The organism is Mycolicibacterium sphagni (assembly GCF_002250655.1).
In the GTDB taxonomy this organism is placed as follows: domain Bacteria; phylum Actinomycetota; class Actinomycetes; order Mycobacteriales; family Mycobacteriaceae; genus Mycobacterium; species Mycobacterium sphagni.
In genome coordinates, this window is record NZ_NOZR01000022.1 from 42511 (window position 1) to 64689 (window position 22179).

A 22179-nucleotide genomic window follows, 5' to 3' on the forward strand; every position below is an offset into this window, starting at 1 on the left:
ATACGGTGGAGTCTTGCTTACCGCGAGAGTTGAAACCCAGACTGACCTGCTGGTCACGGCCCGTGCCGCCTACCGCGGCGGCGACTTCGAAACCAGCTACGCGGCGTTCTCGCGTGCGGGTGCGGTGGGGCCGCTGGCCGTCGACGATCTCGACGCGATGGCGACTGCCGCGGGGCGGCTTGGACACGGCCGGGAGGCCACCCGGGTCGGCGAGCTCGTGTACGTCCGGTTGACCCGCACCGACCCCAACGCCGCGGCGGGTAAGGCGGTCGAACTCGGTTCGGCCTGGCTCTCGCGCGGTGAGTGGGCTATCGGTCTGAGCTGGATCCGCCGGGCGCGGGGGTTGCTTGCCGGCGCCCCCGATGGGCCGGTGCTGGGGAGGCTGACCTACCTGGAAACCGTCGTGGCGGTGCTCAGCGACGAGGCCGATCTGGCTGCCGAACGGTCGGCGGTGCTGCGGGAGATGTCGTTGCGGGTAGCGCAACCGGCGGTGGCCGGCGAGGCGTACTACCAGCTGGGTGAGGTGCGTCGGCGCCGAGGTGACGTCGACGGAGCATTCGCGGCGTACGCCAGGGCGCAGGAGTTGGGCGTTGCGCCGCAGCCGGGTGAGGCGCTGTTGCGATGTGTGCTTGGCGATGTCGACACTGCCCGCGCCCAGGTGCGGGCCGCGATGGCCGTGGCCAACTCGAGGGACCTGCCGCGCCTGCTGCGCGGAGCGATCCAAATAGCCTTGGCAGCAGGCGATCTCGAAGAAGCCGAACATCACCTGCGCGAGCTGGAGTCCGCTGATGCCGACGACCTCGCGCTGCGTGGGGCAGTGCTGGTGCGGCGCGGTCGCTACCGCGAGGCCCTGACGGTGTTGCGTATCGCGCTGCGGGAGCGTCGGGAGTCAGCGTACGAATCCGCGCAACTGCATCAGTGGATCGACGAGGCTTACCGCGGTCTGGGAACCCGGTAGCCTGCTCTGGATGTCCATGCCACTCGACTTGATCGCCGACTGGCCTGTTCCGACCGCAGCCGCTGTGGTGGTGGGCAGTGCCGGGGTGATCGCCGAGTATGGAGACACCGGCCATCAGTTCCGGCTGGCGTCGGTGACCAAACCCCTCGCGGCGCGCGCCGCCCAGGTCGCGATCGAAGAGGGCGTGGTGGAACTGGACACCCCGGCGGGTCCGCCCGGCAGCACGGTCCGGCATCTGTTGGCGCACGCCTCGGGGCTGGCCATGCATTCCGCCGAGGTGATGGCCCAGCCGGGCAAGCGGCGGATCTACTCCAACTACGGGTTTCAGGTGCTGGCCGAGGCGGTCGAAGACGGCGCGGGGATTGAATTCGGCCAGTATCTGGCCGAGGCGGTGTTCGAGCCGTTGGGCATGACTGCCTCGCGGCTGGACGGTGGAGGGGCAGCAGCCGGCCACGGCGGGGTGTCCACCGTGGCTGACCTCGCGGTTTTCGCCGGCGACTTGCTGATCCCGCGGACGGTGTCAGGGCAGCTGCATGAGTGCGCGACCTCTGTGCAGTTCCCAGGCCTGAGCGGGGTATTGCCCGGTTTCGGGGTCCAGCGCCCGAATGACTGGGGCCTGGGGTTCGAGATTCGCGACGGAAAGTCGCCGCACTGGACCGGCTTTGCCAACTCTGCGCGCACCTTCGGTCATTTCGGCCAGACCGGCACCTTCTTGTGGGTGGACCCCGATCGGGCATTGTCGCTGGTAGTGCTCACGGACCGGGACTTTGACGAGTGGGCCAGGCCGTTGTGGCCGGCAATCTCTGATGAAGTTCTGAGAGTGTACGGAGCGAACTAGCGCAACATAGGCCTCACAAGGCACAATAGACACGCACGACACAATCGCAATCTTCGGAAACACCAGGTCGTTGGGGAAGACGTCCCTCGTGGAACCGAAGGAGCAAGGTGATGCGTGCGTCGAACCAGTTCGCCGATGCGACGACTGGCGTGGTGTACATCCACGCCTCTCCCGCAGCGGTGTGCCCACACGTTGAGTGGGCACTGTCGTCGACCCTGAATGCCAGGGCGAATTTGAAGTGGACCCCTCAGCCTGCCATGCCTGGGCAGCTGCGTGCGGTGACCAACTGGATTGGTCCCGTTGGCACTGGTGCCCGGCTGGCCAATGCGCTGCGCTCATGGTCGGTCCTGCGGTTCGAGGTCACCGAAGATCCAAGCGCGGGCGTGGATGGCGAGCGGTTCTGCCATACGCCGCAGCTGGGCCTGTGGAGCGGTGCCATGAGTGCCAACGGCGACATCATGGTCGGCGAGATGCGGTTGCGCACGCTGATGTCCTCGGGTGCCGACACGTTGGCCGCCGAACTCGACACGGTGCTCGGCACCGCGTGGGACGAGGCGCTCGAGCCGTACCGCGACGGCGGTGACAGCGGCGAGGTCAGCTGGCTGAGCCGAGGAGTCGGCTAAGCGGGTTTCGCGATGAGTTCGTCGGCGACCCAGCGAGCTACGCCGCCCCGATAGGGATCCGATAGTCCGAGCACAAGGTGTTCGAAGCCGGCCTCGATGGCTTGCCCGATCGCATCGCGGGTCGCCTCGGGCTGGTCGTAGGAAACCGGGATGTGCATCGAGCGGACGATGCTGCCGGGGTCCCGGCCGAGTTCGTCGCAATATCGGTCGAGCAGGGCGCTACGCGACTTCGCATCCTCGATATCGCCGCCCGGGATGTTCCACACGTCGGCGTGCTTGGCGGTAATCCGCAGCAGCCGCGCGGACCGGCCGCCGGTGACGATCGGCGGGCAGGGCCTCTGAACGGGCTTCGGATTGCCGAACGCGCCGGCGAGGTGAATGTGGTTGCCGTCGAAGTCGAACGGTTCGTCCGCAGTCCACAACCGGCGGATCACGGTCAGCGCTTCATCGAGGGCACCCATGGAGTCGGCGAAGTTGTCGTAGGGCAGCCCGTGAGCTTGGTACTCCCGGCGGGCGATCGGCAGGCTTGGGCGAGAGCCCGCGCCGATCCCGAAGTCCAGGCGCCCATTGGCGACGATGTCGACGGTGGTGGCGATCTTGGCGAGCATGGCCGGCGGGCGGAAGCGATTGCTGGTGACGAGTAGTCCCAGCCGCAGTCGATCGGTTTGGGCGGCCAATGCCGAAAGCAATGTCCAGCCTTCGAATATCGGACCGTCGCGGTCGCCGAAGATGGGCAGCAGGTGATCGAAGAGCCACGCATGTTCGATTTCGGGGATGGCGTCGGCTTCTCGCCAGAGCGTCACGATGTCGTCGTAGCTGACCTGCGATTGTGCCGTCATGATCCCGAACCGTGGCCGTGGTGTGCGCGTCATATGAACCCTTGGATCTACACTTCATTAACCGGAACAATGTTCCATCTCGACGTTACGGAACACTGTTCCGCTTTGCAACAGGAGGTGCGGCCTTGGCGGGATCTGGCGCGTCGTCGCCTCGCAAGCGTTCGGACGCGCGCCGCAATGAGGCGAACCTGCTTTCTGCTGCGGCCGCGAGCTTCGTCGATGCCGGGGTCGATGTGCCGGTGCGCGATATCGCTGCCCGCGCCGGCGTGGGGGTTGGGACGATCTACCGACACTTCCCGACCCGCGCCGACCTCCTCGTGGCGGTATACCGCCATCAGGTTGAGGCGTGTGCTGAGGCCGGACCCACTCTGCTCGACCAGAAGACTTCACCTCTTGCGGCACTGGCGGATTGGATCGACCTGTTTATCGATTTCCTGGTGACCAAGCATGGCCTTGCGGGCGCGATGCAGTCCGATGCGGCGGCCTTCGGAACGCTGCACGCCTATTTTCTGGATCGACTGGTGCCCGTGTGCGCACAGTTACTCGGCGCGGCCGCCAGCGCGGGCGAGATCGTTCCCGACGTCGACGCGTACGGATTCATGCGCGCCATCGGCAATCTGTGCATCGGTGCCGAGAGTGATCCGAACTACGACGCCCGCCGAATGGTCGGGCTGATGATGGCAGGTCTTCGCCCGCAATAGATTTCAGTCAAAACGGTGGTGGTTTGTTTCGTTCGGTGACGCGGTCGTCGTTGAGTTTGCGTTCGGTGGTGATGCGGTGGGCGCGTTGGGCGGCGCGGGTTTTTCGTCGGGTGGGCATCATGATGCCGAGGGTCGGTGGGGGTTGGCCTACCGGTGGGGGCAGGGTCGCGGTGGTGACGTTCCAGTGCGGGATCAGCAGTCGGCTACCCGGTTGAGTCGTATAGGTGTGGCCAGTCGGTGAGGTCCACACGATCGTGCCGTCGGGGTGTTGGCGGTCGCGCCAGCCGGCCCAGAAAGTCTTGAGCAGGTGGTGCTTTCGGCACACGCAGGCCAGGTTGGAGGCGTGGGTGGGTCCCCACGGCCAGGGGATGGTGTGGTCGATATCGCAGTACTCGGCGGGCTTATCGCAGTTGGGGAAGCGGCACGTCATGTCGCGCATCCGGACGAACTCATCCAAGGCCGTCGAGGGGCGATAGCCGGGTTCGGGCTCGTCACCCGGTCGACGCAGCTCGCGCACTTTCGCCCCGGACTCGATCAACTCGGCCAGGACTGGGGCCGGCACGATCCCTCGGTTGCCGGTGATGATCCCCGTCGCGGGCCGTGGGCTGCTCGGCTCGGCCTCGGCCACGACGTGCACAACCACATTGGCCGCACGGGAATCAGGCTCAGCGGCCGGGCAGTCCGGGCCGCCGCAGGTGCATGCCAGCCGATCCGACCCCGCACCGATCGCGCCCAGAGCGTCGGAGCGCAGTTCGCCGACAGAGCGCGGATCACCCTCACACACCCCACGCACCATCTCGGCCAACCGCCGATCCATGACGGTGGCGTCGGTGACCAGCAGTGTTCCCCGAATCTCGACGACTCCGTGCTGCGCATTACGCAGGTCGACGACCACATCGCGGCCCTGGGTCCGCGACCGGGTTCGGCGCACCGCACCAGGGTCGTAGCGGTCCACCCAGAAATCAATGGCGCGTTGCAGTTTCATCGTCGATAGCGGACCCCACGTCACCGCATCGTCCGCGATGGCGCGATCCACCAGCGCCAGTGTCGCGCGATCGCGGATCAGGTCGGTGCGGTCCACGATTGCCTCACAGACCCGATAGCCCAGGGTCCCTTGCGAGAACAGCGCCGCAACCTTGTGCAGCCGATGCCGCAGCGACAACGCCAAATGCATCTCACTGGAAGCCCGACCGTGTGTCACCCCCAGGATCGCCGACACCTCGGCAGCCGCGGCATCCCACTCATCACACGCCCAGTGGGCGTGCTCATCATCAGCACAGCGACGGGCCGCCAACTCCCCGATGGCCGCCACCCGCCGCGCCGCGTCCTGGTTCTCCGCACGAGCCGAGTCCCCGATCACGGCCACCACTGCCGCATCGCTCGAGAACCCCAATCCACCATCGAACACATGTTCGATTATGCCATCGCGGGGCGACACGTTTCGATGCCCGTTGATCCCTTGATCGTGACGAACGGCCTTCCCGCGGCGGATATCCCTGCCGGAACGGAGAACATGAGTGCCGTGCACGTGAAAAGCAAGCATAGACAACCCGGGAAGGCATTCGAATACTTCGCTGCGGCCACCGCCTAACCTGAAGCCATGGTCACTCTCCACGTCGAGAAGACGATCGCCGCGCCGCCCGACAAGGTCTTCGCCTGGCTCGCCGACCCGGTCAACCTGAAGTCCGCTCCGTTGATCGTCACCGCGGATTGGGCGAAGGATTCGCCGCCTCCCGGCCTCGGTGCCGTCCGCACCGGCTTCGCGATCGGCCTGTGGTTTCGGGAGAAGATCGTCGCCTACGACCCGCCCCACAGCTATACCTACCTGATCGTCGGATCGGTTCCGGCCTTCGACCACGAAGGCGGCACGCTGACCTTCACTCCGGACAGCGACGGCACCCGCGTCGACTGGGCCAGCACCTACACCCATCCGGTCCGTGGCGGCGGCAAGGCGATGGAGGCTCTCAGCGCCAAGCTGCTGCCGTGGAATTTCCGTGCGGTTCTCGACGGTTGCGCGAAGGCACTGGAACGCTAAACCGGCTTCGGGACAATAATTTTCAGTGCACCCGGAACTGCTGAGATCTCGGCGGGCAGCGGGCAGGCGTAGTCGCCGTCGGCGTAGGCATTGATGCCGGGGGAGTCGACGGTGACGGTCCGCGCCCGGGCGGTGCTGACCTGGGGCAGGTTCACGTGCGTGCCTTTGAAGACCGTCGGGAACAACCGGACCAGCTTCGTACGCGAGGACGAGTGCACCATGGTGATGTCGAGCATGCCGTCGCAGTGACTGGCCCCCGGCGTGATCAACATGCCGCCGCCGTAGCTGCGGGTGTTGCCGAATGCCGCCAGGGTGAGATCGGCGACGATCTCCCGCTCACCGTCGAGCACCAGCCGAAACGGCAACGGCCGCAACTGGGATATCTCGGCGACCAGTGCGACGTTGTAACGCATCCGTCCGTGTGGCCAGCTCATTCGGTTGACGCGATCGCTGACCAGCGAATCGAACCCAGTCGCAGCGACCGTGCCGAACCAGGTGCTGGTCCCGTCGGCGCCTTTGATGTTCCCGAGGTCGACGGTCTCGGTGTATCCGGCGGCGATCACGTCGACTGCGGCCACCGGATCGGCTTGGGGCAGTCCGTATTCGCGGGCATGGTCGTTGCCGGTGCCGGCCGGCACGATGCCCAGGGGAATGCCGGTGCGCGCCAGCGCCTGAAGCGCCAGTCGAATGACCCCGTCACCGCCCACGACGACCAGCGCATCGGTTTCCCGGGTCAAGGCCTCGTCGACCAGTTCACGGGCGTGGGCGGCATCGCGGCCGATGATCCCGGTCACGTTGATCCCGAGCTCCTGGAAGCGAGACACCGCCCGCTCGCCGGCGTGCGGCGCGTTGCCGTGACCCGACTTCGGGTTCGTCAGGACGGTGACGTGGGAAATCATGGAATCAGCTTGCCGGGGTTCAGGATTCCCGCAGGGTCGACAGTCTGCTTGACGGCCTGCAGCACCTTCACGCCGAGCTCGCCGATCTCCGCGCTCATCCACGGGCGGTGGTCAACCCCGACCGCGTGGTGGTGGGAGATGGTGCCACCGGTGCGCGAAATGGCATCGGAGGCAGCGACTTTGGCGGTGTGCCACTGCGTGGCGGCGTCGCCGCGTTGTCCTGCGACGACGGTGAAGTAGAGGGACGCCCCGGTGGGATACACATGCGAAATGTGGCACATCACCAATGCCGGTGTGCCGCTTTCGGCGAGCGAGTTCGTCAGCGCCTCGGTGACCGCCGCCTTCAGGGCCGGCAGGTTGGACCACGTCGTCGCCGTCTCCAGCGTCTCGCACAGTGCCCCGGCCGCCAGCAGCGAATCCCGCAGATAGGGCGCGTCGAAACGGCCGTGTTCCCAGGCCCGCGCCGGGGCCTCGCCCAGCGAGGTGCCGCCCTGAGCTTCCAGCACCGCGCGGGTTTCGGCGTGCCGGCTCTCGGTGTGCGCAGCGCTTCCCTCGAAGAGGGTGATCGCCAAGCAGCCGCCGGTGACGCTCTGCTCGCCGATGTTGCCGGTAGTGGCCAGGTTGACGCCGGTCTCGGCCTCGTCGGACAACCGCAACACGGTCGGTCCGGTGCCGATCTGGGTGACGGCGCGAAGTGCGGCAGCGCCGGTGGCGAAGTCGGGGAACGACCACGCTTCGTAGCGGACGGTTTCGGGGGTCGGATGTACGCGAAGGCGAACCCGGGTGATGACACCGAAGACGCCCTCAGACCCTGAGAACAGCTCGCGCAAATCGGGGCCTGCCGCGGTCTCCGGCGCCCGGCCAAGATCCAGCACGCCGACCGGGGTGACCACCGTCAGGCCCCTGATCATGTCGTTGAAGCGGCCGTAACCTGCGGAATCCTGCCCGGAGGAGCGGGTGGCCGCGTAACCGCCGATGGTGGCGAACATGAAGCTCTGCGGGAAGTGGCCCAATGAGAAGCCGTGTTCGCCCAGAAGTCGTTCGGCGTCCGGCCCGGTGACGCCGGCGCCCAGCTCGGCCTGCATCGACGTTTCGTCGAGCGAATGCAGTGCGTCGAGCCGGCGCAGGTCCAGCGAGATGACGGCGGCGAAATCGCCGCGGATGGGGTCGAGGCCGCCGACCACGCTGGTGCCACCGCCGAAGGGCACCACGGCGATGCCGTGTTGCGAGCAGTAACGCAATACGGTCGCGATCTCGTCCTCGCCGCCAGGAAGCAGTATCGCATCGGGTGCATTCTGATGAGTCTGTTTGCGGCGCAACAGGTCTGGGGTCGATTTGCCGCCCGCATACCGCAGCCGGTCGCGATCCTCGGTCCGGACGTAGTCGGCTCCCACGATCGCAACGAGCGCGTCGCGGTGGACATCGGCCAGCGCCGACGGTTGCACCTGAACTTCATCGATGGACGGGGCGGGGATCTCGGTCGCTTTCACGCCCAGCGCCTGCTCGAGCAGGGCGCGGATCCCGTCGGACAGCGGCTTGGCGGCCTCGGGATCACCCCAGGCATTCCAGGCCATCGGAGGAAGCAGAGTGCGGGCGTCATTGCTCATGCGTTACAGTATTACAGATGTTGTCAATCAGTAACGATGAATCGGTACACGTCGGCGACCGGATCATGGCCGCCGCGGCCAGCTGCGTCCGCGACTTCGGAGTCGAACGGGTCACGTTGGCCGAGATCGCCCGCCGCGCGGGCGTCAGCCGCCCGACGGTGTATCGCCGCTGGCCTGACACCCGCACGATCGTCGCCGCGCTGCTGACCGAGCGCATCACCGGCACCTGGCGCGCGGTCCCGGCGACCCAGCCCGGTCGCGCCGGCCTGGTCGAGCGCATCGTGGAGGTGGCTCGTCGCCTGCGCGACGACGACCTCATCACTTCGGTGCTGCGGTCCACCCCCGACCTGGCGATGGTCTACATCGCGGGGCGCCTCGGCACCAGCCAGCAGATCCTGATCGACCTGTTCGTGGACGCGCTGCGGGCGGCCCAAGCCGACGGCAGCGTCCGCGCCGGCGACGTCCGCCAGATGTCGGCGATGGTGCTGCTCATCGGGCAGTCCGCCATCCAGTCCGCCCAAATCGTCGAACCCATCCTCGACGGCGACGCCTTGAGCGCCGAGCTGTCCCGCGCCCTGAACGGATACCTAGCTCCATGAGTGACCTCACTGCTCTCAACGCCACCCGGCGATCCGCCGACCTCACCGAGCTCGGTGACGACGGCCGCGTCGACGTCGTCGTCATCGGCGGCGGTATCACCGGCACCGGCATCGCGCTCGATGCCGCCAGCCGCGGTCTGTCGGTGCTGCTTGTCGAGAAACACGACCTTGCCTTCGGCACCAGCCGCTGGAGCTCCAAGCTTGTCCACGGCGGCCTGCGCTACCTGGCCACCGGCAATGTCGGCATCGCCCGGCGCAGTGCTGTCGAGCGCGGCATCCTGATGACCCGCAACGCACCGCATCTGGTGAGCCCGATGCCGCAGCTGGTTCCGCTGCTGCCGTCCATGGGCCGCACCCAACGTGCTTTGGTGCGAACCGGTTTCGTCGCCGGTGACGCGCTGCGTATCTTGGCCGGCACCACATCCTCGACGCTGCCGCGGTCGCGGCGCATCGGTGTTCCGCAGTCCGTGGCGATGGTGCCGATCGTACGCCGCGAGGGCCTCGACGGCGGCCTGCTCGCCTACGATGGCCAGCTGATCGACGACGCCAGATTGGTTGCCGCCGTTGCCCGCACCGCCGCGCAGCACGGCGCGCGAATTCTTACCCGGGTGTCCGCGGTCGCCGCCACCGGAACGTCGGTGCGGCTGCACGACGAGCTGAGCGGCGAGACCCTTGAGGTGACGGCCCGCACCGTGATCAATGCGACCGGCGTGTGGGCAGGCGAAGTGGATACCGCCATCAAGCTTCGTCCCAGCCGTGGTACGCACCTGGTGTTCGACGCCGCGTCGTTCGGCAATCCGACTGCCGCGCTGACCATTCCGATCCCCGGCGAGATCAACCGGTTCGTTTTCGCGATGCCCGAACAGCTCGGCCGCGTCTATCTCGGGCTGACCGACGAGGACGCGCCCGGCCCGATCCCCGATGTGCCGGAACCGACTCCCGCCGAGGTCAGCTTCCTTCTCGACACGGTCAACACCGCGCTCGGGACCGCGTTGACGACCGCAGATGTCACGGGCGCCTACGCGGGACTGCGTCCGCTGATCGACACCGGCGAAGGCCGCACCTCGGACCTCTCTCGTGAGCACGCCGTCATTGAGTCGGACTCCGGGGTGTTCAGCATCGTCGGCGGCAAGCTCACCGAATATCGGCACATGGCCGAAGATGCGGTCGACCGCGCACTGGCCGCCCGGTTCATCACGGCCCAGCCTTGCCGCACCCGCAATCTGCCTCTGGTTGGCGCCCCCGCCAATCCCGTTGCCACCCTGCGCACTACGAGCCACCTGCCAAGCTCGCTGGTCGCCCGGTATGGCGCGGAGGCGCCCAATGTCATCGCCTCTGCGCGCTGCGACCGGCCGACTGACCGGGTTGCCGACGGAATCGACGTCACCCGAGCGGAATTCGAGTTCGCAGTGACCCACGAAGGCGCCTTGACGCCCGACGACATCGTTGATCGCCGCACCCGCATCGGGCTGGTCCAGGCCGACCGTGAGCGGGCGCTGACCGCGGCCGAGGAACTGCTGGCCCGCGCCTGACTCACGCCGCCGAGATCGTCAGTGCTACAGGGGGATGTTCTTGTGCCGTCCGCGCCGGGCCGGGGCCTCGGCCAGCGCCTGAGTCAGCTTGCTTCGGGTGTGCGCCGGATCGATCTTCTCGTCGACCACACCGATCTCCACCGCGCTGTCTACACCGCCGGCGATCCGCTCGTGCTCGGCGGCCAGCTCCTCGTGCAGCGCGTCGCGTTCATGATCCGCGGCGGCGGCCAGCTTCTTCTTGTGCAAAATGCCGACCGCGGCCTTCGCGCCCATGACCGCGACCTCGGCGTCCGGCCACGCGAACACCTTGGTTGCGCCCAGTGACCGCGAGTTCATCGCAATGTAGGCCCCGCCGTATATCTTTCGCGTCACCAGGGTGACCCGGGGAACGGTTGCCTCACCGAAGGCGTGCAGCAACTTGGCGCCCCGTCGCACGACACCGCCCCACTCCTGGTCCACGCCGGGCAGATACCCGGGCACGTCGACGACGACGACGAGCGGAATCCCGAAGGCATCGCACAACCGCACGAAACGTGCTGACTTCTCCGCACTTTCGGAGTTCAGGCAGCCGCCGAGTCGCAGCGGGTTGTTGGCGATGACGCCGACGGTGCGCCCCGACAGCCGGCCGAGGCCGACGACGATAGACGGCGCCCACTTGCCTTGGAATTCCTCGAACGGGGTGTCCGCATCCAACAGCGCCTCCACCAGCGGATGCACGTCATAGGCGCGACGGGGCGACTCGGGCAGCAGTGCGTGCAGGTCGGAGTCACCGGCCTCGGCCTTGCTGCGGTCGAAATGGCCCTGCTGGGAGAACAATCCGATCAACCGGCGACCGCGCGCGTAGGCGTCGAGCTCGTCGGTGGCAACGATGTGGCAGACACCGGACTTCTTGTGGTGGGTGTCCGGGCCGCCGAGGGACGCCATGTCGACGTCCTCGCCGGTCACGCTACGCACCACGTCGGGGCCGGTGACGAAGACGCGGCCCTCGGCCGCCATGATGACGATGTCGGTCAGGGCGGGACCGTAGGCGGCACCGCCCGCGGCAAAGCCGACCACGACCGAGATCTGCGGGATGTAACCCGATGCACGGATCATGGCCTCGAAAACCAGCCCCACGGCATGCAGCGCACGCACACCCTCGGCCAACCGGGCGCCGCCGGAGTGCCAGATACCCACAATCGGGCTCTGCTCCTCGATGGCGGTGTCGTAGGCGTCGACGATGTGCTGGCAGCCCTCGACTCCCATGGCGCCACCCATGACAGTGCCGTCGGTGCAGAAGGCGATGGTGCGCAGACCGTTGACGGTGCCGGCCGCGGCCAGCACACCCGACCGGTCACGCTCATGCAGCAGCTGAACGCTGCCGTCGTCGAAAAACGTGGAGAGCCGCAGAAGCGGGTCCCGTGGGTCGAGCGATTCACCGATTGACTCAGGGGCCATGGTTGTCATCTAAACCTCCTATGTGCGCGCTGGATATCAATCGGCACCGTCGACACGCGTCGTGTCTTCAGTACTTCCCGAAGGCGATCGCGACGTTGTGACCACCGAATCCGAACGAGTTGTTGATCGCGTACTGGTAGTTGCCTGGCCGGGGTTCGCCGGCCACCACGTCCAGATCGATCTCCGGATCGAGGTTGCGCAGGTTGAGCGTGGCCGGCACGACGCCGTCCCGCAGCGCCAGCACAGTGAGGATCGACTCCACCGCACCGACGGCGCCCACCGAGTGGCCCAGCGCCGATTTGGGCGCGTAGACCGCTGGCCGATGGGTGCCGAGCGCATTGTTGATCGCTTTGCCTTCCGCGACGTCGCCCACCTGGGTGCCTGTCGCATGGGCGTTGATGTGATCAATATCGGAAGGTTGCAGACCCGCGAGCTGGATTGCCCGCGTGATCGCGTGACCAGCTTGTTCACCGTTCGGGTCGGGCGCCACGATGTGGTACCCGTCCGAGGTGATGCCCGCCCCCATGATGCGGGCCAGGATGTTGGCCCCGCGGGCCTTGGCGTGCTCCTCGGTCTCGATGATCATCATCGCGCCACCCTCACCGAAGACGAACCCGTTGCGATCCTTGTCGAACGGGCGGCACGCACCTGCCGGGTCATCGTTGGTGGTGGACAAGACAATTCGCATCTGAGCGAAGCCTGCGATGGGCACGGCCTCGATCTTGGTTTCGACGCCGCCGCATATCGCCATGTCGGCTTCGCCGAGAACGATCTGACGCCATGCCTGCGCGATGGCCTCCGAGCCCGAGGCGCAAGCCGAGACCGGGGTGATGACCCCGGCTTTCGCCTTGAGCTCAAGCCCGACGGCCGCCGCGGCAGCGTTGGGCATGTACATCTGGACTGCCAGCGGTGACACCGCTCGCAGGCCTTTTGCGCGCATCGCCTCGTAGGCGTACAGCAATTCCTCGGACGAGCCGATCCCGGTGCCGAGCGCCACCATCAACCGTTTGGGATCCACTTCGGGTGAACCGGCGTTCTGCCAGGCCCGTCGCCCGATGACGGTGGCCATTTTCTGCAGATACGACATCCTGCGGAGCTCGACCCGCGTCAACTCACCGTCGAAGTCCTCGAGTAGGTGCCCGCCGATGCGGACCGGAAGGTCATACAGTTCGACGAACTCGTCGTTGAGAAGTCGAATCCCGCTTTGACCGTCCAACACCCGCTTCCAGGTGCCTTCGGCGTCGGATGCCAGGGCGGTCGTCATCGCAACTCCGGTGACGACCACGTTGGGGAAGCCATTCCCCGTTGACAATTGTGTCAACCCTGCCATTGCTTCCTGCCAGTCCTTTCCCCCCGGAACGGTCAGTAGCGCCCGAACGCAAGCGCTACGTTGTGTCCTCCGAACCCGAATGAGTTGTTGATCGCGTACTGGTAGTCGCCATAGCGCGGTTCGCCCGCGACGACGTCCAGATCGATCTCGGGGTCGGGTGTCTCGTAATTCAGTGTGGGCGGGATGACGCCGTCACGCAGGGTGAGCACCGTGAGGATCGACTCCAGCGCACCGACCGCACCGATCGAGTGGCCGAGCGCACCCTTGGGGGCATACACCGCGGCCTCCCCGACACCGGCGACCCGAAGCGCGTTGGCTTCGGCGGTGTCACCGATGGGCGTGGCTGTTGCGTGGGCGTTGACGTGGCTGATGTCCTTGGCGGACAGGCCCGCCGTCTCCATCGCACGCTTCATGGCCGCTCCGGCCCGGAGGCCGTCCGGCGCCGGCGCCACCATGTGGAAACCGTCCGACGAGATGCCCGCGCCAAGCAACCGGGCCAGCGGCTTGGCGCCGCGGGCCTTGGCGTGCTCCTCGAGCTCGATAACCATCATGGCGCCGGCTTCGCCGAACACGAATCCGTCCCGGTTCTTGTCGAACGGGCGGGACGCGCCTTCGGGATCGTCGTTGTTGGTCGACATGGCGCGCATCATCGAGAACGCCGCGATTGGCAGCGCCTCGATGACACCTTCCACACCACCACAAACGGCGAAATCGGCGTCACCCATGACGATCTGACGCCACGCGTGAGCGATGGCCTCCGACCCTGACGAGCATGCGGACACCGGGGTGATGACCCCGGCGCGGGCGCCCAGCTCAAGGCCGACGACCGCGGCGGCACCGTTGGGCATGACCATCTGAACGGCAAGTGGGGATACCTTGCGGGGCCCACCCTCGTTCATGGCGTCGTACATTTCGACGATTTTCTCGCCACCGCCGATACCGGTGCCGATCACGACCGAGAACCTGTCCGGATCCACGTCGGGCGTGCCCGCAGCTTCCCAGATTCGCTTGCTCAGGTACTTGCCCATCCGTTGGACATACGACATGCGTCGCAGGTCCAACCTGGTCATCTCGTCATCGATGGGCTCCTTGAGGTGTCCACCGATTTTCGCGGCCAGGTCCCACTTGTGAACGAATTCGTCATCGAGTGCGCGGATACCGCTTTCGCCCGCGAGCAGACCCTTCCACGTGCTCTCGATATCCGACGCGATGGAAGTCGTCGCCGTAACGGCCGTGACTACGACGCTGGGGAAATTGCCGTTAGCCGTGGAAGGCCTGCTCATTCGCCCGCGAACTTCTCACGAAGGGCGGCAGCAGCCTCCGGGTTCTCTTCTTCCAGCTTCTGGATGTAGGAGACGACGTCACCGACGGTGCGCAGGCCGGCGAGATCCTCGTCGGGGATCTTCACGCCGTACTTGTCCTCGGTCTGCACGGCGATTTCCACCATCGACAGCGAGTCGATGTCCAGGTCGTCGACGAACGACTTGTCCGGGGTCACCTCGGAAGGCTCGATACCGGTGACTTCTTCGATGATCTCGGCGAGGCCGGCAATGATTTCATCCTGTGAGGCGGGCACTGTGGCTCCTTCATAATTGGTTGTGATACTTCGTACGTAATTGGTTGTGTTACTTCGTACGTGGTTGGTTGTGTTACTTCGTACGTAATTGGTTGTGTTACTTCGTAACGTGCGTTTTATGCGGTTGTACCGGGCGGACGCCGGCTCGGTCAGAGCTCGGTGAGTCCGTCCAGATCTGCGGGTGTTTTGACGGCATGCGTCGCGACCCCCCGAAGTTCCCGTTTCGCGATGCCGGCCAGAGTGCCCGCGGGCGGGAACTCCACGATCGCCGAGCCCTCTGCGTTTTCAAAGAGCTGCCGCATGCTTTCGGTGCACAGATCCCAGCGCACCGGGCGGGTCAATTGCGCGACGAGCTTCTCCATCGCGTCTTGAGCTGAAGCTACCGGTTGGCCGTCGGCGTTGCTCAGCAGTGTGGTGGTCGGCTCAGCGATGGCGACCTCGGCGGCTGCGGCCGCGTAGCCGTCGAGAGCGGAGGCCATGTAGTGCGTGTGGAAGGCGCCTGCGGTGGCCAGCTGGCGCACCCGGGCCTTGGCCGGCGGGTCCTCGGCCAGCTTCTCCAGGGCCGCGACCGCTCCGGCGGCCACGATCTGGCCTGCGGCGTTGCGGTTGGCGGGGATCAAGTCAAGAGCATCGAGGCGGGCCAGTACCTCGGCCTCGTCGCCGCCCAGGATCGCTGACATGCCGGTCGGCTCGATGGCGCAGGCCTTGGCCATCTCGGCGCCGCGGACGGCGGCCAGCTTCACCGCGTCGTCGGGGGAGATGACACCGGCGATCGCGTAGGCCGCGATCTCACCGACGGAGTGGCCTGCGACGACGGTCTTCCTGCCGGCCCAGATGCTCCCCGAGTCGCTGCGCTCCTGCCCGCCGGAAAGGCCGCGCTTCACCAGCTCGGCGTTGGCGAGCAGGGTGGCCGCCACGACGAGGGGCTGGGTGACCGCGGTGTCGGTGATCTCGTCAGCGGTCGCGGTGGTGCCCAACCGGGCCAGGTCCAAGCCGGCGATGTCGGACCAGATGGAGATCTGGTCGGCAGCGCCGGGCAGCTCGAGCCAATCGGTGAGCATGCCTGGAGTCTGGGATCCCTGGCCGGGAGCCAGCACAGCGATCACGGGTTCATGAGGCACTCTTTAAGAGAACATTGTGAAACCGGATTTGCACGGTGTAAGAGATTATGAACCTGGTCTTATGTTTTTGTGGGGTCTCCACAAAAGTGCATGTGATGCGACTCCGCTGATATCTCGCCGCGATCTACCTGCGGGCTCAATTGTTCCCCGTGGTACCGACCAGTGGGGGTGTGAGCTGAGCAACAGAACTATTTGCCGTGGTGTGAGTAGTTGCTGGATAACCCAGACGGCCCACGGTAGATGCCACTCGCAGGACGTAGGCATCACGCGGCAGCATGGGATCACGCCCGGTGAAGTCGGCGATCCGGCGCAGGCGGTAGCGGACCGTATTTGGATGAACGAACAGTTTTCTGGCACAGGCTTCGATCGCGCCGCCGCTGTCGAGGAAGGCGTCCAAGGTCTCGGTGAGCGCCGGCCCGGCATCGGCAAGCGGTCGCATGATCTCGGTGTGCAGCGCGGTGACCGCCGAGGGGTCGCCCAGAAGTGCTCGCTCGGGCAACAACTCTCGAGCCAGAACGGGTCGCGGTGCGCCGGTCCAGCCGGCGACGGCGTTCATCCCCGATATCGCCTCACTGGCGCTGTGGTGGGCCGCGCTGAGCATGGGCGCGGTCGGTCCGATCACCACGGGGCTGTCGGCGAAAGCATTGATCAGGTCGTTGAAGAACCGGTCGGTGGGCCCGAGCGGACCGGAGATGATGCCGATGAGCCAGGTGCCGTGGACATCGGCCAAGGCGCCGCGGCCGTGCCGCGCGGCGATCTCGCGGACGTCCTCGCTGGCCAATTCCGCCCGTCCCGGGGGCGGTGTGCCCACCACGACCGTCGCCGGGGCGGTGGTGTCCCAGTTGAGCGCGGCGGCCCGGGACAGGAGCTCCTGCCCGGTGTCGCCGCGGACGACGGCGTCGACGACGCTGGCCTCCATCCGGCTGTCCCAGGCGCCGCGGGCCTCGGCGGCGTCGGCGTAGGACGAAGCCGCGGCGAAGGCCAGGTCGCGGCTGTAGCGCAGGATGCCGACGGACAGGGCGACGCGCTGCTCCTCGTTGCGGCCCAGGGCGGGCACGGCGGCCTCGAAGTACTCCATGCTCACGCGCACCATGTCGACGGTCTGGGCCAGCGCGATGCGGCGGGTGAGCTCCTGCGGGACCAGCGCGAACGCCTCGGCGGTGTAGCCGACGTTGCTCAGCGGGTCACGCACCCACTCGGCGAAGTTGACCACTGCGGTCTGCAGCACCAGCTGGACGCTGGCGCGTTGGGAGGCTTCCAGTTCGCCGAAGAACGGGAGGTGCTCGGTCATGGCCTGCACCGCCTGGGTGGCCAGCCGGCCGGAATGCTGCTTCAGCCGGCGCAGCGTCGACTCCGGGACGGTCTCGAGCAGCACCAGGGGGGAGCGCACCTCAAGCGACTCGTTGTCAGTCACCCCTAAAAGCTACGCCGATTTTCTGGTTGTTCCCACCAAACGTGCTGACCTATGCGCTGCCAGTGTCAACGTAGGAGACCTTGGCGGCCATCACGTCGTCGATCTGGTACTCCCGGGCCGCGGCGATCGCCACCGACGGGTCGATCTCCCCGTCGCGGGCCAGCGCCTCCAGCACGGCCACCACCACCGACTCGGCGTCGGTGTTGTAGTAGCGGCGTGCCGCGGGTCGGGTGTCGGAGAAGCCGAACCCGTCGGTGCCGAGCGTGACGTAGGTGTTGGGCACCCACGGCCGGATCTGCTCGGGCACCGCGCGCATCCAGTCCGACACCGCGATGGCCGGGCCTGCGGTGTCGGCGAGGGCCTGCGTCACGTAGGGCACCCTGGCCGGGTGGTCGGGGTGACGCAGCAGTTCCTTCTCCACGGACACCCCGTCGCGGTTGAGCTCACCCCAGCTGGTCACCGACCAGACGTCGGCGGCGACGTCCCAGCGTTCGGCCAGCAGGTCCGCGGCCCGCAGCGCTTCGGGCATCGACACCCCGGAGGCCAGGATCTGCGCGACGCTGGAGCGCTTCTGGCCGGCCGCGCGGTAGCGGTAGATGCCTCGCAGTAGCCCTTCTGGGTCGAAGTTCTCGGGCTCGGCCGGCTGGGCGTAGGGCTCGTTGTAGATCGTCATATAGAAGTAGATGTTCTCGGGGTCCTCCCCGTACATCCGCGCCAGACCACTTTCGATGATGTAGGCGATCTCGTAGGCGAACGCCGGGTCGTAGGCCACCACAGCGGGATTCGTCGACGCCAGCAGTAGTGAGTGGCCGTCGGCGTGTTGCAACCCCTCCCCGGTCAGCGTGGTGCGGCCCGCCGTCGCGCCGAGGACGAAACCACGCGCCATCTGGTCGGCCGCGGCCCAGAGCCCGTCGCCGGTGCGCTGGAACCCGAACATCGAATAGAAGATGTAGATCGGGATCATCGGCTCGTTGTGGGTGGAATACGAGGTGCCGACAGCGGTGAACGACGCCGTCGAGCCCGCTTCGTTGATGCCCTCGTGCAGGATCTGGCCGATTTCACTTTCCTTGTAGGCCAGCATCAGTTCGGCGTCGACGGCGGTGTAGAGCTGGCCGTTGCGGTTGTAGATCTTCAGGCTCGGGAACCACGAGTCCATGCCGAACGTGCGTGCCTCGTCGGGGATGATCGGGACGATCCGGTGTCCGATCTCCTTGTCTCGCAACAGTTCCTTGAACGTGCGCACCGTGGCCATGGTGGTCGCGACCTGCTGCTGGCCGGACCCCTTCTTGAGTGCCTTGTACACATCGCGCGGCGGAAGGGTCAGCACCTTGGACTTGGTGCGCCGCTCGGGCAGGAAGCCGCCGAGCGCCCGGCGCCGGTCGATCAGGTAGCGGATCTCGGGTGCCTCCGGGCCGGGGTGGTAGTACGGCGGCAGGTAGGGGTTCTCCTCGAGCTGGGCGTCGCTGACCGGGATCCGAATGGCGTCACGGAAATCCTGGAGATCTTGCAGCGCAAGCTTTTTCATCTGGTGGGTGGCGTTGCGGCCCTGGAAGTGGGCGCCCAGCGAGTAGCCCTTGATGGTCTTGGCCAGGATCACCGTCGGCTGGCCTTTGTGCTCCATCGCGGCCCGGTAGGCCGCATACACCTTGCGGTAGTCGTGGCCGCCTCGCTTGAGGTTCCAGATCTCGCTGTCGGTCATGGGCTCGACGAGCGCCTTGGTGCGTGGGTCGCGGCCGAAGAAATGGTCGCGCACGTAAGCGCCGTCGTTGGCCTTGTAGGTCTGGTAGTCCCCGTCGGGCGTGGTGTTCATCAGGTTCACCAGCGCGCCGTCCTTGTCGGCGTGCAGCAGGGCGTCCCATTCGCGGCCCCAGACCACCTTGATGACGTTCCAGCCGGCACCGCGGAAGAAGGACTCCAGCTCCTGGATGATCTTGCCGTTGCCGCGCACCGGCCCGTCGAGGCGTTGCAGGTTGCAGTTGACGACGAACGTCAGGTTGTCCAGGCCCTCGTTGGCCCCCACCTGGATCAGGCCGCGGCTTTCCGGCTCGTCCATCTCGCCGTCGCCGAGGAACGCCCACACGTGCTGATCGGAGGTGTCCTTGATGCCGCGGTCGTGCAGGTAGTGGTTGAACCGTGCCTGATAGATCGCGTTCATCGGGCCCAGGCCCATCGACACCGTGGGGAATTCCCAGAAGTCGGGCATCAGTCGCGGGTGCGGGTAGGAGGGCAGGCCCCCGCCGGGGTGGCTGTGCTCCTGGCGGAAGCCGTCGAGCTGATCGGCGGTGAGCCGGCCCTCGAGGAAGGCGCGAGCATAGATGCCGGGGGAGGCGTGACCCTGGATGAAGATCTGGTCGCCGCCGCCGGGGTGGGCCTTGCCGCGGAAGAAGTGGTTGAAGCCGACCTCGTAGAGTGCGGCCGAGGACGCGTAGGTGGAGATGTGGCCGCCCACGCCGACGCCAGGGCGCTGGGCGCGGTGCACCATGATCGCGGCGTTCCACCGGATCCAGGCACGATAGCGGCGCTCGACGTCCTCATCGCCGGGGAACCAGGGCTCCAGCTCGGTGGGAATGGTGTTGACGTAGTCGGTGGACGTCAGTGCGGGGATAGCGACGCGCTGTTCACCGGCACGCTCCAGCAGTCGCAGCATCAGGTAGCGCGCCCGGGCCGGGCCGGATCGGGCCAAAAGGTCGTCGAACGACTCAAGCCACTCCGAGGTCTCCTCGGCGTCGATGTCGGGCAGATACGACGCGACACCCTCGCGGATCACCCGTACTCGATCGGATTCATTTGGGCTGCTTGAGTTTTGGGCCAGATCGTGGCGCGCGAACTCGGTGGTCAACTTCAGCTCCTTAGTAGCTGGTGCAGGTTTTGCACCCTCTGCCCCCTATCGTGCCGCACTTGGGCCCGTACCGACGAGTAGTCAAAGTCGGGGGGTCGGTGAATTTCTCGCAGTGCGCCGAGCAGGGGCGTTAGCCGGTAACCTGCGGCTGTGCTGATCAGAAGTGCCCGCGGGCTGCGGATCGGCGGTCTGCTGGTCGGCAGCGCCGCCGCGGTGCTGGCCGCCGTGGTCGGCTGCACCAGCGTCACCGAGGGCCACGGGGGGGTCAACGCTGAGGACGCGCCGGCGTATCGGACGTCGATGTCGGTGTCGGTCTCGGAGTCGGCCGCCTCCTCCAGCGCCCGCGAGTCCGAACACCAGGCGTCGTTGACCACACAGGCCGTGCACGACACCTGCGAGACGCTGTCCACGTCGAGCGCCGACGCGATCGACGCGGTGAATGCCTACGTCAGTGCTTTCAATTCGGGCGCGACCGACGTCTCGGGTACCGAGGACCCAGCGGTGAATGCCCTCAACAAGAGCGCCGACGCCGTCGCAGGCAGCGTCACCGATGCGATCCCGGACCAGCTGAAGACCGCCTTCCAGGACTGGGTCGACGGCGCCCACCGCACAGCACAGGCGATCACCGCGCACGCGGCGCCCGGAGACTTCAACCAGACCATCCAAGACCTCAACGACACCAGGTCGAATGCGCTGAGCTTGTGCGACGCGACGTATTGATTCCGACCGCAGGGCGAGTAATCGCCGGTGTCGTGCGACGATAGGCCTAGACAGCCGACCCTGATTTGAAGGAGGTTCCGACGGTGGTCCCGGAGGGTGGCCCCTCGAGCTACGGACAAAAGCTGGGCATCCAAAAAGATCATGTCGTGCAGGAGCTGGGCTGGGATGAGGACAGTGACGACGACATCCGTGCCGACGTCGAGGACGCCAGCGGCGGGGAACTGCTCGACGAGGATGCCGACGAAGTCGTCGATGTGGTGCTGCTGTGGTGGCGCGACGGTGACGGTGACCTGGTAGATCGGCTGATGGACGCGATCGCGCCGCTGGCCGACGACGGCATCATCTGGGTACTCACGCCCAAGACCGGAAAGCCTGGCCATGTACTTCCCGCCGAGATCGCCGAATCGGCGCCGACCGCGGGTTTGATGCAGACTTCCTCGGCGAATCTGGGTGACTGGAGCGCCAGCCGGTTGGTGCAGCCGAAATCGAAGGCGGCCGGGAGGCACTCGTGAGCGTTGGGGTCGGATCGCCCGCCCCTGACTTCACGCTGAAAGACCAGAACGGTCAGCCCGTCACGCTCAGTGACTTCCGCGGTCGCAAGAACGTGTTGCTGGTGTTTTTCCCACTGGCGTTCACCGGCATCTGCCAGGGCGAACTCGACGAGATTCGCGATCACCCGGCGGTCTACTCCAATGACGGCACCGCGACGCTGACGATCTCGGTCGGCCCGCCCCCGACACACAAGGTGTGGGCGACCCAGAGCAATTTCGCATTCCCGGTGCTTTCCGATTTCTGGCCGCACGGTGCGGTCGCGCAGGCGTACGGGGTGTTCAACGACGCCGCCGGCATTGCCAACCGCGGCACCTTCGTGATCGACCGGGACGGGATCGTCCGCTTCGCGGAGTGCAAGGAGCCTGGCGAGGCGCGCGATCAGGCGGTCTGGACTCAGGCGCTGGCCGCGCTGGCGGTCTGAGCAGGATTTCCCTGCACCGGCGCCCGCCGTGTAACCTGCCCGGGCACGGGCGCGTAGCTCAGTGGTAGAGCTCTGGTTTTACACACCAGCGGTCGGCGGTTCGATACCGTCCGCGCCCACCAAGAAGGTCATCGCCGC

21 protein-coding genes and 1 tRNA gene are annotated in these 22179 nt (G+C 66.6%); 11 read left to right on the forward strand and 11 right to left on the reverse strand.

Annotated features, from left to right (window positions below; all coding sequences use genetic code 11):
• Window positions 1–13: 13 nt before the first annotated feature.
• From CG716_RS22295 to CG716_RS22305, 3 genes are all read left to right on the forward strand, one after another.
• Entirely contained in the window at window positions 14–958 is a 945-nt protein-coding gene (locus CG716_RS22295; protein ID WP_133066999.1) for a tetratricopeptide repeat protein, read from the forward strand.
• A gap of 16 nt (window positions 959–974) precedes the next feature.
• Entirely contained in the window at window positions 975–1796 is an 822-nt protein-coding gene (locus CG716_RS22300) for a serine hydrolase domain-containing protein (RefSeq protein WP_420093216.1), read from the forward strand.
• A gap of 110 nt (window positions 1797–1906) precedes the next feature.
• Window positions 1907–2419 carry a DUF3145 domain-containing protein gene (locus CG716_RS22305; RefSeq protein WP_094483299.1) on the forward strand — a complete coding sequence of 171 codons (513 nt, stop codon included), beginning with the start codon at window positions 1907–1909 and terminating at the stop codon, window positions 2417–2419.
• Here the strand turns inward: CG716_RS22305 and CG716_RS22310 are convergent.
• Window positions 2416–3258 carry an LLM class flavin-dependent oxidoreductase gene (locus CG716_RS22310; RefSeq protein ID WP_308210450.1) on the reverse strand — a complete coding sequence of 281 codons (843 nt, stop codon included), beginning with the start codon at window positions 3256–3258 and terminating at the stop codon, window positions 2416–2418. The two genes, CG716_RS22305 and CG716_RS22310, sit on opposite strands and share 4 nt — an antisense overlap.
• 125 nt (window positions 3259–3383) lie before the next feature.
• Between CG716_RS22310 and CG716_RS22315 the strand changes: the two genes are divergently transcribed.
• Window positions 3384–3959: a TetR/AcrR family transcriptional regulator gene (locus CG716_RS22315; RefSeq protein WP_094483301.1), complete on the forward strand. Its 576-nt coding sequence runs from the start codon at window positions 3384–3386 to the stop codon at window positions 3957–3959.
• A gap of 7 nt (window positions 3960–3966) precedes the next feature.
• On the opposite strand, the gene CG716_RS22320 is transcribed toward CG716_RS22315, so the two are convergent.
• Window positions 3967–5367: an HNH endonuclease signature motif containing protein gene (locus CG716_RS22320; RefSeq protein WP_234817958.1), complete on the reverse strand. Its 1401-nt coding sequence runs from the start codon at window positions 5365–5367 to the stop codon at window positions 3967–3969.
• A gap of 192 nt (window positions 5368–5559) precedes the next feature.
• Here CG716_RS22320 and CG716_RS22325 point away from each other — a divergent pair, with 192 nt between their 5' ends.
• Window positions 5560–5994, forward strand: coding sequence for an SRPBCC family protein (locus CG716_RS22325; protein WP_094483303.1), 435 nt, complete (start codon window positions 5560–5562; stop codon window positions 5992–5994).
• Here CG716_RS22325 and CG716_RS22330 read toward each other — a convergent pair.
• Entirely contained in the window at window positions 5991–6893 is a 903-nt protein-coding gene (locus CG716_RS22330; RefSeq protein WP_094483304.1) for a diacylglycerol kinase, read from the reverse strand. The two genes, CG716_RS22325 and CG716_RS22330, sit on opposite strands and share 4 nt — an antisense overlap.
• Window positions 6890–8467 carry an FAD-binding oxidoreductase gene (locus CG716_RS22335; RefSeq protein WP_094483356.1) on the reverse strand — a complete coding sequence of 526 codons (1578 nt, stop codon included), beginning with the start codon at window positions 8465–8467 and terminating at the stop codon, window positions 6890–6892. The genes CG716_RS22330 and CG716_RS22335 overlap by 4 nt, the downstream gene beginning before the upstream one ends.
• 50 nt (window positions 8468–8517) lie before the next feature.
• Here CG716_RS22335 and CG716_RS22340 point away from each other — a divergent pair, with 50 nt between their 5' ends.
• Both CG716_RS22340 and CG716_RS22345 read left to right on the forward strand, forming a co-directional pair.
• The gene (locus tag CG716_RS22340; RefSeq protein ID WP_207760744.1) at window positions 8518–9099 is read left to right on the forward strand and encodes a TetR/AcrR family transcriptional regulator; all 582 of its coding nucleotides are present in this window, start codon (window positions 8518–8520) and stop codon (window positions 9097–9099) included.
• Window positions 9096–10631 (forward strand): glycerol-3-phosphate dehydrogenase/oxidase, encoded by a 1536-nt coding sequence (locus tag CG716_RS22345; RefSeq protein ID WP_094483305.1) that lies wholly within the window; start codon window positions 9096–9098, stop codon window positions 10629–10631. Before CG716_RS22340 ends, CG716_RS22345 begins: the two co-directional genes overlap by 4 nt.
• Before the next feature lie 24 nt (window positions 10632–10655).
• Here CG716_RS22345 and CG716_RS22350 read toward each other — a convergent pair whose 3' ends face one another.
• The 7 genes from CG716_RS22350 to aceE form a co-directional block, all read right to left on the reverse strand.
• Complete coding sequence (locus CG716_RS22350) at window positions 10656–12077, reverse strand: acyl-CoA carboxylase subunit beta (protein ID WP_094483306.1); 1422 nt, start codon at window positions 12075–12077, stop codon at window positions 10656–10658.
• Window positions 12078–12135: 58 nt separating this feature from the next.
• Window positions 12136–13398 (reverse strand): 3-oxoacyl-ACP synthase KasB, encoded by a 1263-nt coding sequence (kasB, locus tag CG716_RS22355; RefSeq protein ID WP_165774249.1) that lies wholly within the window; start codon window positions 13396–13398, stop codon window positions 12136–12138.
• Between the two features lie 32 nt (window positions 13399–13430).
• Complete coding sequence (gene kasA / locus CG716_RS22360) at window positions 13431–14681, reverse strand: 3-oxoacyl-ACP synthase KasA (protein WP_094483307.1); 1251 nt, start codon at window positions 14679–14681, stop codon at window positions 13431–13433.
• A complete protein-coding gene (acpM, locus tag CG716_RS22365; protein ID WP_094483308.1) occupies window positions 14678–14974 on the reverse strand; it encodes a meromycolate extension acyl carrier protein AcpM in 297 nt (98 codons plus the stop codon). The genes kasA and acpM overlap by 4 nt, the downstream gene beginning before the upstream one ends.
• Window positions 14975–15123: 149 nt before the next feature.
• Window positions 15124–16080: an ACP S-malonyltransferase gene (locus CG716_RS22370; protein WP_094483309.1), complete on the reverse strand. Its 957-nt coding sequence runs from the start codon at window positions 16078–16080 to the stop codon at window positions 15124–15126.
• 151 nt (window positions 16081–16231) lie between these two features.
• Entirely contained in the window at window positions 16232–17509 is a 1278-nt protein-coding gene (locus CG716_RS22375) for a PucR family transcriptional regulator (RefSeq protein ID WP_094483310.1), read from the reverse strand.
• 49 nt (window positions 17510–17558) lie between these two features.
• Window positions 17559–20348, reverse strand: a complete 2790-nt coding sequence (gene aceE, locus CG716_RS22380; RefSeq protein WP_094483311.1) for a pyruvate dehydrogenase (acetyl-transferring), homodimeric type — start codon at window positions 20346–20348, stop codon at window positions 17559–17561.
• A gap of 150 nt (window positions 20349–20498) precedes the next feature.
• Between aceE and CG716_RS22385 the strand changes: the two genes are divergently transcribed.
• The 4 genes from CG716_RS22385 to CG716_RS22400 all read left to right on the forward strand — a co-directional run bounded on the left by CG716_RS22385 (window position 20499) and on the right by CG716_RS22400 (window position 22163).
• On the forward strand, window positions 20499–21068 hold the full coding sequence (locus CG716_RS22385; protein ID WP_234817959.1) for an Rv2240c family protein: 570 nt from the start codon (window positions 20499–20501) through the stop codon (window positions 21066–21068).
• An 83-nt stretch (window positions 21069–21151) separates the two neighbouring features.
• On the forward strand, window positions 21152–21580 hold the full coding sequence (locus tag CG716_RS22390; protein WP_094483312.1) for a DUF3052 domain-containing protein: 429 nt from the start codon (window positions 21152–21154) through the stop codon (window positions 21578–21580).
• A complete protein-coding gene (locus CG716_RS22395; RefSeq protein WP_094483313.1) occupies window positions 21577–22041 on the forward strand; it encodes a peroxiredoxin in 465 nt (154 codons plus the stop codon). Before CG716_RS22390 ends, CG716_RS22395 begins: the two co-directional genes overlap by 4 nt.
• A 47-nt stretch (window positions 22042–22088) precedes the next feature.
• A tRNA-Val gene (locus tag CG716_RS22400) sits at window positions 22089–22163 on the forward strand.
• The last annotated feature ends 16 nt before the right edge of the window (window positions 22164–22179 follow it).

Excerpts from the sequence above, each read along its gene's own strand:
- CG716_RS22300 (WP_420093216.1), top strand. The coding sequence starts at position 975 with ATGCCACTCGACTTGATCGCCGACTGGCCTGTTCCGACCGCAGCCGCT.
- CG716_RS22305 (WP_094483299.1), top strand. The coding sequence starts at position 1,907 with ATGCGTGCGTCGAACCAGTTCGCCGATGCGACGACTGGCGTGGTGTAC.
- CG716_RS22310 (WP_308210450.1), bottom strand. The coding sequence starts at position 3,258 with ATGACGGCACAATCGCAGGTCAGCTACGACGACATCGTGACGCTCTGG.
- CG716_RS22325 (WP_094483303.1), top strand. The coding sequence starts at position 5,560 with ATGGTCACTCTCCACGTCGAGAAGACGATCGCCGCGCCGCCCGACAAG.
- CG716_RS22330 (WP_094483304.1), bottom strand. The coding sequence starts at position 6,893 with ATGATTTCCCACGTCACCGTCCTGACGAACCCGAAGTCGGGTCACGGC.
- CG716_RS22335 (WP_094483356.1), bottom strand. The coding sequence starts at position 8,467 with ATGGCCTGGAATGCCTGGGGTGATCCCGAGGCCGCCAAGCCGCTGTCC.
- CG716_RS22340 (WP_207760744.1), top strand. The coding sequence starts at position 8,518 with ATGTTGTCAATCAGTAACGATGAATCGGTACACGTCGGCGACCGGATC.
- CG716_RS22345 (WP_094483305.1), top strand. The coding sequence starts at position 9,096 with ATGAGTGACCTCACTGCTCTCAACGCCACCCGGCGATCCGCCGACCTC.
- CG716_RS22350 (WP_094483306.1), bottom strand. The coding sequence starts at position 12,077 with ATGACAACCATGGCCCCTGAGTCAATCGGTGAATCGCTCGACCCACGG.
- kasB (WP_165774249.1), bottom strand. The coding sequence starts at position 13,398 with ATGGCAGGGTTGACACAATTGTCAACGGGGAATGGCTTCCCCAACGTG.
- kasA (WP_094483307.1), bottom strand. The coding sequence starts at position 14,681 with ATGAGCAGGCCTTCCACGGCTAACGGCAATTTCCCCAGCGTCGTAGTC.